Annotated in this window: 12 protein-coding genes; 11 read left to right on the plus strand and 1 reads right to left on the minus strand. The window is 31.4% G+C overall.

Annotation, left to right across the window (positions count from 1 at the left end; all coding sequences use genetic code 11):
• Positions 1 to 37: 37 nt before the first annotated feature.
• Positions 38 to 832 carry a MurR/RpiR family transcriptional regulator gene (locus B5E87_RS08180; protein WP_087244440.1) on the minus strand — a complete coding sequence of 265 codons (795 nt, stop codon included), beginning with the start codon at positions 830 to 832 and terminating at the stop codon, positions 38 to 40.
• A 218-nt stretch (positions 833 to 1,050) separates the two neighbouring features.
• Between B5E87_RS08180 and B5E87_RS08185 the strand changes: the two genes are divergently transcribed.
• The 11 genes from B5E87_RS08185 to B5E87_RS08235 all read left to right on the plus strand — a co-directional run bounded on the left by B5E87_RS08185 (position 1,051) and on the right by B5E87_RS08235 (position 11,241).
• Entirely contained in the window at positions 1,051 to 2,442 is a 1,392-nt protein-coding gene (locus tag B5E87_RS08185) for a PTS sugar transporter subunit IIC (protein ID WP_087244441.1), read from the plus strand.
• A 5-nt stretch (positions 2,443 to 2,447) separates the two neighbouring features.
• Positions 2,448 to 3,392: a GNAT family N-acetyltransferase gene (locus B5E87_RS08190; RefSeq protein WP_087244442.1), complete on the plus strand. Its 945-nt coding sequence runs from the start codon at positions 2,448 to 2,450 to the stop codon at positions 3,390 to 3,392.
• Positions 3,393 to 3,394: 2 nt separating this feature from the next.
• Entirely contained in the window at positions 3,395 to 4,066 is a 672-nt protein-coding gene (locus B5E87_RS08195; protein WP_087244443.1) for a PIG-L deacetylase family protein, read from the plus strand.
• 9 nt (positions 4,067 to 4,075) lie between these two features.
• Entirely contained in the window at positions 4,076 to 5,110 is a 1,035-nt protein-coding gene (locus B5E87_RS08200; protein ID WP_087244444.1) for a MupG family TIM beta-alpha barrel fold protein, read from the plus strand.
• Positions 5,111 to 5,121: 11 nt separating this feature from the next.
• Positions 5,122 to 6,024 carry an N-acetylmuramic acid 6-phosphate etherase gene (gene murQ / locus B5E87_RS08205; protein WP_087244445.1) on the plus strand — a complete coding sequence of 301 codons (903 nt, stop codon included), beginning with the start codon at positions 5,122 to 5,124 and terminating at the stop codon, positions 6,022 to 6,024.
• Between the two features lie 40 nt (positions 6,025 to 6,064).
• Positions 6,065 to 7,201 (plus strand): PTS transporter subunit EIIC, encoded by a 1,137-nt coding sequence (locus tag B5E87_RS08210; protein ID WP_087244446.1) that lies wholly within the window; start codon positions 6,065 to 6,067, stop codon positions 7,199 to 7,201.
• Positions 7,198 to 8,292 carry a DUF871 domain-containing protein gene (locus tag B5E87_RS08215; RefSeq protein WP_087244447.1) on the plus strand — a complete coding sequence of 365 codons (1,095 nt, stop codon included), beginning with the start codon at positions 7,198 to 7,200 and terminating at the stop codon, positions 8,290 to 8,292. Before B5E87_RS08210 ends, B5E87_RS08215 begins: the two co-directional genes overlap by 4 nt.
• Positions 8,293 to 8,294: 2 nt before the next feature.
• On the plus strand, positions 8,295 to 9,194 hold the full coding sequence (locus tag B5E87_RS08220) for an N-acetylglucosamine kinase (protein WP_087244448.1): 900 nt from the start codon (positions 8,295 to 8,297) through the stop codon (positions 9,192 to 9,194).
• Between the two features lie 55 nt (positions 9,195 to 9,249).
• Positions 9,250 to 10,353 carry a metallophosphoesterase gene (locus B5E87_RS08225; protein WP_087244449.1) on the plus strand — a complete coding sequence of 368 codons (1,104 nt, stop codon included), beginning with the start codon at positions 9,250 to 9,252 and terminating at the stop codon, positions 10,351 to 10,353.
• Between the two features lie 32 nt (positions 10,354 to 10,385).
• Positions 10,386 to 10,793: a hypothetical protein gene (locus tag B5E87_RS08230; RefSeq protein ID WP_087244450.1), complete on the plus strand. Its 408-nt coding sequence runs from the start codon at positions 10,386 to 10,388 to the stop codon at positions 10,791 to 10,793.
• A 97-nt stretch (positions 10,794 to 10,890) separates the two neighbouring features.
• The gene (locus tag B5E87_RS08235) at positions 10,891 to 11,241 is read left to right on the plus strand and encodes a molecular chaperone Hsp90 (protein ID WP_087244451.1); all 351 of its coding nucleotides are present in this window, start codon (positions 10,891 to 10,893) and stop codon (positions 11,239 to 11,241) included.
• The last annotated feature ends 337 nt before the right edge of the window (positions 11,242 to 11,578 follow it).

Genomic DNA, 11,578 nt, shown 5'->3' on the forward strand with positions numbered 1-11,578 from the left:
AAAAAGAAGATTGCTGATTAACAATCTTCAAAATGTTTTATAAAGTTGTGTAGATAGCTTTATTTTGTTGCTTATGTAGACTTTTTGCCAGATGATTGATAATCAAATCTATTGTGATAAAAACAAGAGCTTGAGAATCAATGAAAAAATGTAAGTCTTCATTATTGAAAGTTGGTAAAATAATTTCTTTATCAATTTTTTGATGAAAATTATGATGATTATTTTGAGTTACTAAAATCATTTTTGATTGCGATTCATAAGCATATTGAATAGCATCTTTAATAACAGTTGTTTCAGCTGACAATGATAGAAAGATATTTAAATCTTCTTTGTATGACATAAGTGCTTTTTCAGTCATAATGCTTGAATTGACTATGGCTTCAGAGTCAATACCAATTGTACAAAGACGATAAGAAAAATATTGAGCTGATAATCCTGTTTCATGAATACCAAATATCTTAATTTTATATGCATTTTTAATAAGTTGAATAATATGATCTAGAGATTTTAAGTTAATAGATTGTTGAAGTTGTTGAATTCTATTGGCGTAAAGAGATAAATAAATAGAAGAACTATCGTCATCGTTTTCATCCATCTCTACCATGGAATGGACATAGCGGGATACTTCATAACGAAATTCGCTATATCCTCTAAATCCACATTTTTGGCAAAACCTTAGTAATGCTGATTTAGAAACTTTGCATTTTTTAGCAACTTCTTGAATAGGATATGAAGAAATAGTATCAAAATTTTTCAAGACATAATCTTCAATGATTTTTTCTGACTTTGTAAATTCTGCTTCGTGAAGCCTGATATGTTCTTTAGGATTCATGCGATCACCTCATATTTATATTATAACATGATTTAAAAAAACGTGTAAATAAGCAAAAAATGGATCTTTTGAGAAAAGTTCCATTTTTTTTGGGAAAAGTATTGTAAATGAGAAAAAGGCGTGCTATACTTAAGTTAGTTCCAATGTAAGGGGTTTCTAGAAATAATAAATCGCGATTATGAAAAGAAAAAAGAGAGGGACTAGAAGGAGAGAAAACTATGAGTGATATTCAGAAGAAAGGGAATCTCATGGAGCGAATTAGTGATTTTGTTGAAAATCGTTTAGCTCCACCGTTAATTCGCATTTCAAATATTCGTTATTTGCAAACTCTACAAAAGACATTTATCGTTTTCATGCCGTATATGATACTTGGGGCAACAGCAACACTTGTATTAAACTTAGGAGGACTGTTTGCTGAAGGAACAGGTCTAGGAATGCCAGAAGTTGCTGAAGCTATCAATGGTGTGATTGACGTTATAAGACCTGGTTTGACACAACTTGTATTCATTAGTATTAACTTAATGGCTTTATTGACAGCTATTTTAAATGCTTATTATCTTGGTGAATATTATCATGAAAAATATGATAAAAAAGTTAATGGTATTGTTTGTGGTATTGCAGGACTTATAGGATTCTTATGTTTTGTTGATTTCACAACTTTATCACAAAACTTTGACTATCCTGCATATATTTTAGGTGCACCAAGCTTATTTACTGCTATTTTAATTAGTATTGTAACTGTAGAAATTTATAGATATCTCGTGCATAAAAATATTACAATTAAAATGCCAAATGGTGTACCACAAATGGTTGCAGATGCATTTACAAGTTTAATTCCTATTACAGTTATTATGATTATCTGTGCATTTGTAGGAAGAAATATCTCTGGATTTAATTTAATGACATTATTTAATGATTTGAGTTCTCATCTTGTCGTTGCAGGAAGTGGACCAGTTGCTCAATTCTTCGCATTTTTCTTAGATCGTATTTTCTGGTTTGTTGGATTACATGGTTCAAATATTGTTGGATCTATCATGACTCCAATTTGGGAAAGTATGGCTGCTTCTAACTTAGCTGCTTTTGCGGCTGGTCAAGATATTCCTTACTTATTCTCATCAATTTGGGTTAATGCTTATGTCAGATTAAGTGTATTCCCAGTTGCATTACTTTGTGTGATTTCATCAGTTAAGAGATTTAAAGTCTTAGGTAAATTATCAATTGTTGGAACAGTATTCAATATTGCTGAACCAGTTATGTATGGATTGCCAATCGTCTTAAATCCACTTATGTTTGTACCTTGGGTTATTGGATTCTGTGTATTATTTGTATTCAATGCTATTTTAATTACTATTGGAATTGAACCGCCTATTGTGGCTAATGTTGTGTGGACAATGCCTGTTCCATTAATGGCATTTATCGGTTCAGGATTTAAAATTTCAGCTATGATTATTAGTTTGATTAACTTTGTTATTATATTCTTTATTTTCTTACCATTCTTTAAAGTTATGGAAAGACAAGAATTAAAAGCAGAATTGGCTGCTCAACAAGAAATGGAGTTACAAGGTAATGAAGCATCATCCCCCGAAATAGAAAATAGTCAGATGGAGTAATGTATATGGAAAATATAAGATTAGAAAGTTTTCAACAAGAAAGATTTCAGCAAGTCTTAACTTGCTGGAATCAAAGCTTAATTTATGATGGTATTGATGAAGAAAGATTCAAACAGCTTATTCTATTAGATGAAAATTTTAATCCAGATTTATTTTTACTTGCATTGAATCAGGAAAAAGTAGTAGGATTTTGTTATGGAGTAAGAAGAAAAATACCATATTTAGAAAGAGGATTAGAAGAAAATCGTGGTTGGATTGTTATTATGGGAGTGCTTCCTGAATATCAAAATCAGGGAATAGGAACCATGTTATGTGATGAAGTTGAAAAAAGATTGAAAGATATGGGGACAAAAGAAATAACTTTATGTGCATATAGTCCAAATTATTTCTTCCCTGGAATTGATAAAAGATATCAACAAGCGATTTCTTTCTTCGAAAATAGAAATTATGTAAATCGTGCAGAATCTGTCAGTATGCAAAGAAGTCTATGGGATTATCATATGGCAGATCAATATAAAGAAAAGCTTGCTTCATTAGAAAAAGATGGTATTCATATTATTCGCTATAATGATGAATACATGCTTCCTTTATTAAACTATTTATTAGAAAATTTTGGAGCAGGATGGAAACGTAATGCTTTAATAGCAATGCAAAAGAAAGAAGCAGAAGATACTATTTTGTTAGTTGTTGATGAACAAAAAAATATTCTTGGTTTCTGCATGAGAAAAATTGATGGAAATGATGCTCGTTTTGGACCTTTTGGTGTAAGTGAACATTTAAGATCAAAAGGTATTGGTGGTGTTTTGTTTGAATATATGATGCAGGAAATGAAACAAAAAGGTATTTATTATCTTTATTTCCTATGGACAGATGGTGCTGCCCAACGTTTCTATGAAAGACATGATGTAAAAGTCTATAGAACATATCAATTGTATAGAAAAGAGGTATAGTCATGAAATATAAAAGACTTGTGTGTATTGGTGGACATCATTTAGATGCTGAACTTATGGGTGGTCCATTACTTATTAAATATGCTATGCAAGGTGCACATTGTACAATGATTAATGTGACTGAAGGAAGATTGGATCGTAAAGGGGCTACTGAACAAGAAAAGCAAGAGTATCTAGATAATATTCGTCAAGAAAATGTGGCTTGTGATGAAGCAATGCAATGTGAATGTTATAATATGAAATACACTTCTGCTACGCTTCCAAGTCAGGAAGAATTCATTGAGATGTTAATGGATTATTTTAAAAAAGAAAAAGTAGATTTGGTTGTCACTCATTGGAGAGGTACAATGCATCCTCGTCACTATTACACATATGAAACAGTTACAGCTGCTGTTCAAAGATTACGAAGAGAAGGCATAAATATTCAATTATTATATGGTGAAAACTGCGAAGATTTAATTGGATTTACACCTACTTGTTATGTAACAATTACGGATGAACAAGTACAAATGTGGTTTGATGCATTGAAAAAATATACAATTTTTAATGGTAAAGTCAATGATGTTCCTTATCAAAAATATTATCAGGCACAATTGAAGGTCAGAGCTATTGAAGGTGGTATTCCTTCACCTGTTAAGGCTTATATGCATGCACCGTTATCAAATAATGAATAGAGGAAAATTATGTTAGGTATATCAGTATATTTTCAGGATTTAGATTTACATTATTTGCAAGAAGCTAAAAAATGTGGAGTGAAGTATGTATTTACTTCACTTCAAATTCCTGAGGAAGATTATACTTCATTGGATGAAAAATTACCCTTATTTTTAAATCAATGTCAATTATTAGAATTGCAGGTTGTACCTGATATTTCACCAGTTACTTTTGATAAATTAAAAATTCCAAATCAGGATTATCAACAGTTAAAAAACATGGGATTTAAAGCATTAAGATTAGATTATGGTTTTGACGATTATGATATTATTAAAGACTTACAAAAAGATTTCTATTTAATGTTAAATGCCAGTGTTATTGATGAAAATTATTTAAAAGATGCACTTGACCATGGGGTTGACTTATCAAAGATTGCTGTTACACATAATTATTATCCACATAGTGATACAGGCTTAGCATTGAAGGATTTTCAAGAAAAAAATAAAATCTTCCAAAAATATGGATTAACAATTCAGGCTTTTGTATGTGGGGATGTTCTGAAAAGATTTCCATTATATGAAGGTTTACCAACAGTGGAAAAACATCGTACAGTGAATCCGTATATCGCATCCATAGAATTATTACAAAATTGTTGTGTTGACGATGTTTTTATCGGTGATAGTCAGGCAGAAATGAGTACGCTTCAATATATAAATGATTATATGAAAGAAAACATCATCACAATACCATGCTATTTGGAAAAGGGATATGAATATCTTTATGATCAAAATATTCAAGTTAGAAAAGATCAATCAGAAAGTTTGATTCGTTTATCATTACCAAGAAAACCATATATTCCTATTCAAAAAAGTACATTACGTAAACGTGGATATATTGTTATGGAAAATCAATTAGCGGGCAGATATAGTGGTGAAGTGTCTTTGATGAAACAGGATTTATCATTTATTTCACGAACAAATACAATTGGATTTATCCATCCCGAATATACAGATGTTTTAGATTTTATTAATGCAAACACAAAAATTAGATTTGTAAGACTATAAGGAGGTATTTTATGGGTCATATTCATATTTCTCATTTAGTGACTGAAAGTAGAAATCCTAAAACAATGAATTTAGACGATATGAGTATCCATGAATTTTTAACAGTTATGAATGAAGAAGATGCTCTTGTTCCACAACGTATTCATGATGTTTTGCCTCAAATCGAAAAGGCTGTAGAAAAAATTGTTGAGGCTTTAAATCAAGGTGGAAGACTCTTTTATGTAGGCAGTGGAACAAGTGGACGTTTAGGAATATTAGATGCTGTGGAATGTCCTCCAACATTTAGTACAACAAATGAAGTGAATGGTATTATTGCAGGTGGTCCGTCAGCTTTCGTTAAAGCTAAAGAAGGAGCTGAAGATCATGAAGATGATGGTCAAAGAGAAATCATGGAGGCTGGAATCTGTGATAAAGATGTTGTAGTAGGTATTGCTGCCAGTGGAAGAACGCCACATACTATAGGTGCTTTGAAACAGGCCAATAAAATAGGTGCATATACAATCAGCATTGCTTGTAATCCAGATAGTGAGATTGGAAAAGTTGCAAAGTTAGCTATTGATATGAATTTAGGTCCAGAAGTCATTACTGGTTCCACACGTCTTAAAGCAGGAACAGCACAAAAGCTTGTTTTAAACATGTTATCAACAGCTTCCATGGTAGGAATAGGAAAAACATATCAGAATTTAATGGTTGATTTAAAACCTTCTAATGAAAAACTGGTTGAAAGAAGTAAAAGAATTATAATGGAAGCAACAGGATGTAGCTATGAAGTCGCTCAAGAAACATTTGAAGAATGTCATCGACATGTCAAAGTTGCGATTATTAAAATATTATTAAATTGTACTGTTGAAGAAGCCAAGTCAAGATTAGAAAGCAGTCAAGGCTTTGTAAAGAAAGCAATTCAAAATCAATAACAGACTGATTTCAGTCTGTTATTTTTCTAGGAGAATAAAAATGAGTGAACAAATCAATGATTATATTAATAAAATAATAAACTTAGATTTTATTCAGGCACTTAAAATGACATTTGTACATATGACATTATGTTTTGTTGTTTTAGGAATCATTGTCTTTTTTCAATGGTTTTCTATCTTTTATCCATATATAGAATGTATATATTTTTTGATGATACAAATGATGTATGCATTTCAATATATCCAAAGAAAAAAACTGAATCCTGTTTTGATGTTGTTCTCTGTGCTTTTGAGTATGCTTTTTATTTATTATGGAAAACAATACTCTATTTTGACTTTGACTCTGCCAGTTTTATTTGTGCATATGATATATTTGGCCATGATTCATCGTATGTCTCTCTATTTAGAAAAGAAAATCCATTTTTTTATTGAACCGATTGAAGCCTATTTCAAACAGCTTGTACCAGTTTTTATCGCAGCTTTATTGATTATGGGATTGATTTATTGTCAAAATATCTATATAGGTCTTTTCATTAGCTGTGTTCAATTATGTCTATCTTTTTTAACGTCTATAATAGGAATTTTACTTATAGTTGTATTGACATGTGGATTCTGGTTAAGTGGGATTCATGGTGTGGCTATGGTAGGAATCTTGGCTAGACCTTTTTGGACACAAATGCTGATGGTAAATTTAATATGTTATATCAATCATCAGGCTATTCCTTATATTGGAGTTGAAGGTTTTTATCAATGGTTTGTATGGATTGGAGGTTCAGGTGCTACATTAGGATTAGTTCTCTTATGTCGATTTTTTGCGAAAAGTCACCATCTTAGACAAATGGGTCATCAGACTCTTCAATCAGGACTTATCAATATTAATGAACCTGTGATTTTTGGTGCACCCATTGTTCAAAATCGCTATTTAAGAATTCCTTTTCTTGTCGCTCCAATCGTTATGAGTCTTTGTACTTATATAATGATGGCTTATCATTATATCAATATACCTGTTATGCTTGCACCATGGGTATTACCATCTGTTTTTGGAGGCTTCTGGGCAACGGGTGGTCAAATCTTTTCAATTCTTTATATTATAGGAATGATTATTGTCTCACTGATCATTTATTTACCATTTTTCATTTGTTATGATCGTCAATTAGTTAAGGAGGAAAACGCATGAGAAGATTAGGTATCTCTATTTATCCAGAAAAATCATCATCAGAAGAAATCAAAGCATATATTGATCAGATATCAAAATTAGGTTTTTCACGTATTTTTTCTTGTCTTTTATCCGTTAATAAAAGTAAAGAGGAAATTATTCAAGATTTTAAAGATATCAATCTTTATGCTCAATCAAAAGGATTTGAAATCATTGTAGACGTATCACCAAGAGTTTTTCAGGACTTAGATATTAGTTATCAGGATTTGCACTTTTTTAAGGAGATAGGAGCAGATGGTTTACGTTTAGACGCTGGTTTTTCAGGAAGTGAGGAAGCCTTGATGACTTATAATCCTTATGGATTGAAGATTGAAATCAATATGAGTAATGATGTTCATACACTTGATACAATTATGGATTATCAACCTAATAAGTATTGTTTATTGGGATGCCATAATTTCTATCCCCATAATTATAGTGGATTATCATTAGATTATTTTATGAAGTGTACAGAGCGTTTTATCAGCTATGGCATTCCTACAGCTGCTTTTGTCACAAGTCAAAATGAAAATACATTTGGGTCTTGGCCAGTTACAAATGGTCTGCCAACCTTAGAAATGCATAGACATCTTTCATTAATCACGCAAATCAAACATATGCTGGCTCTCAATGTCATTGATGATATTATCATTTCTAACTGTTATCCTTCTTTAGAAGAATTAAAATCATTGGAAAATTTAGACTTAAATCTCGTTACTTTTGATGTTGATCCTATAGAGAATTTACCAGCAATGGAAAGAAAAATTTTATTTGAAGAACTTCATTTTCAACGTGGAGATGTAAATAGCTACATGATTCGCTCTACACAAAGTCGTGTTAAATATAAAGCACATCATTTTGAATTGATCAATACTCCACAAATGATTCATCGTGGTGATGTTATTATTGAAAGCAGTCAATATGGACATTATGCTGGAGAACTTCAGATAGCTTTAAAAGATATGCCAAACAGTGGAATGTCCAATGTAGTTGGTCATATTAAAGAAGAGGAAATATTTATTCTTGATGATATCAAACCATGGCAAAAATTTAGATTGAAAGAAGTGAAATAAATATGAATTATATTTGTATAGATGGTGGTGGAACAAAAACAAAATTTGTGCTTTATGATGAAAATGGACAAGTTATAAAAGAAAAGTCTGCTGGATCCATTCATATTTTGACACAGTCAAAACAAGAAAGTGTATGCATTCTTAAAGAGAATGTTACGTTATTGGATCCTTCTAAACAATCTTTGATTGTTGCAGGATTGGCTGGATATGGAAATCAGGAAGATTTAAGAAAACAAATAGAAGATATTTGCCAGGAAGCTTTCGAGGGCTATACGTATCTTTTATATAATGATGTTCAAATAGCTTTGGCAGGAGCATTAGCTAATCAGGATGGTATTGTTGTGATCGCAGGAACAGGCAGCATCGCTTATTCATGCTTGAATGGACAAACAAAAAGATGTGGTGGCTGGGGTTATCAGTTAGGTGATGAAGGTAGTGCTTATTGGATGGGAAAAGAGCTTATGAAAATATATTGTCAACAAGTTGACGGAAGATTAGAAAAGACAAAATTGTATGATAAAGTTAAAGAAAGTTTATTATTAGAAAATGACTATGATATCATTTCATATCGTCATCATCTTCAAAACGAAAGAAAAGACATTGCACTTTTAGCAAAAATCAATTATGAGTTGGCTTTAGAAAATGATCTGTATGCTTTGCAGATTTATAAAAATGCCGCAAGTTATCTTGGTCAACTGATAAAAGTTCTAGCTCGAGATTTTCATCAACCTATACCAGTATCTTATATAGGAGGCGTTTTTCAGGCAGGTGAATATATTTTAAAGCCATTAAAAGAAACATTACAGACGACATCATGTTATTTACAGTCACCGCTTTATCCACCAGAATATGGAGCATATTTATTAGGGTGTATGTATACTCAAAAGATACTCAAAAAATAAAGAGTATCTTTTCTTTTGAATTATGTTACAATAATAAAGAAATGAGTGTGATAAAATGATAACTCCTAAACATTTGGTAAAAACGATTAAAGGTCAATATAGAATCATAGTCATTAGTGATATTCATGGTCATTTAGATAGATTTCAGGCACTTTTAAAAAAAGTGAAATACACACCTGAAGATTATCTGATTATTTTAGGTGATTTTGTAGAAAAAGGTGACCAGGTTATTGAAACCATTCATTATGTTCAAGAACTATCTAAACGTGATCGTGTTTTTGTACTCATGGGAAATTGTGAATGGGCATTAGACGCATTGCTGACAATACCTGAACTGGCAAATCAGATACAGGGTTATTTAAAGCGTGTTTCCAGCAATGGCTGCATACGTGAAGTTTATCATCGTTTACATTTGGATCAGGGGCATGAAACAATGCTAGGTATTCAAAAACAGATTGCTGATTATTTACATGATGAAATTGCGTTTATATCTCACTTACCTGTTACATTAAAGTTGAATCAATTTCTATTTGTTCATGCAGGTATTGAAAAAAGAAAAGATTATAAAAACAGTTCTTTATCTTCATTGTTGGAAATGAAATATTTTTACCATCAGGGACATCTTTTAGATGATATGGTTATTGTAGGACATTTACCTACATCCAATTATTATCCAAATCAAATATGTAATGATATTATCATTGATGAAAAGAAAAAAATCATTTGTATTGATGGGGGAACGGGTGTCAAATCTATTTCACAATTAAATGCATTAATTATTGAATCTAAAGATGGTGTTATTCATTACTCACAAGAATATGTTCAACCTTTGCCGTATCATCATGTTATATCTGATGTAGAAATATCTCAAAATGAGAAGCATAAAATTGCATATCCACACTTTGAAGTGGAAGTCATCAAAAAAGGTGAGGAATTCAGTGAGTGTTATCAAAAGGAAACGCAACAATATTTAAAAATAAAAAACGAGTTTTTATATAAGCGTCATCATCAGACATATTGTTTAGATGATTATACTGATTATTTTATTTCAGCCAAAAAAGGTGATCTTGTGAAAGTTATAGGAATCTATAGTCATTATGCATATGTGATTCATCAAGGAGAAGTGGGCTGGATTGATGTCAAATGTATAAATTTATAAAATGAGTTTATACTTATATAGGTGATAATATAATGCATAATGAAATATATATTGAAGAATTGTTAAATGGTTTAAACATGGGCTTGCTGGCTATTGATCATTTGATTGACAAAATTGAAAATGATCAATTACGTGATATCGTTTTACATCAAAGAAAAGCCTATGGAGATTTGAAAAACAAAATAACACGTGATGACTCTCATACTGAAGATTATTTGAAAAATAAAATGATGTTAGAGTCAATGATTGAAATCAAAACATTATTAACAGACGATGCTAAAATTACAAAGATGTTAATAGAAGGAAGTAATCAGTCAGTTATGACAATGGCACATTTATTGAATAAAGATCATCATGTCGATTTAAAGGTGAAACAATATAGTGATGAATTTGAGGAAATTTCTCAAAAATACATAGATGAATTGAAAGCCTTTCTTTAAAAAGTTTATGAGTGATGATGAATTTATTTGATTGAGTCACTATAAGATGTTTTGTATTTAAAAAAGGTGTAGAATAAAAGAAAGGGAGGAAAAAGATATGAATGCAAAACAATTAGATGAAGTGGTACATAAAACACAGGAGTTAATCAAGACACCGACTTGTTGTCAGGAAATAAAAGAAATGGCGGAAAAATGGTTAAAATCAGTAGGAAGTGAAAATGAAGCTTTGATGACACAACAATATATGGCAGAATTAAAAGAAGATATCATGCCTATTGACAATTTAATTGCCTTTGCAAGTTCAAAGGATGGACAGATATATTTTAGTGAAAGTAAAGCCAAAGAAATTGTACGTCATAGTCAGGAAATACAAGCACAGGGAGCTCAATATTGTGATTGTCCAGCTTGTACTATTGTAGAAGACATTTTAAAGACATTAGAAGGATAATAAAAAATAAGCAAGTCCAAATGGCTTGCTTATTTTGTGTGTGCCACGCATGGCATAAAACTTGGTGGTGAAAGTCCACTGTGAAGGTTTCGTACTACCAACCACTAGCCAAAGACAAGGTATCCAACGTAAGGTGTGAACGGGAGGAAGTCGGAGGCAAAATCCTGACCCAAGGAACACGAACTATCTGAGGCATATGCTTATCGGATGAGATTGCACAACAAATCAAAGTCCAATAGTACGACGGAATAAGCAATGTAAAGATAGTGGGTACATGGGATGAAAGTGTTATGTCTTACCGTGGGAGGTCCTAGGGACATGGTGAAAATGTAATCAT

It is taken from the genome of Massilimicrobiota sp. An142 (assembly GCF_002160725.1).
Lineage (GTDB): Bacteria > Bacillota_I > Bacilli_A > Erysipelotrichales > Coprobacillaceae > Allocoprobacillus > Allocoprobacillus merdigallinarum.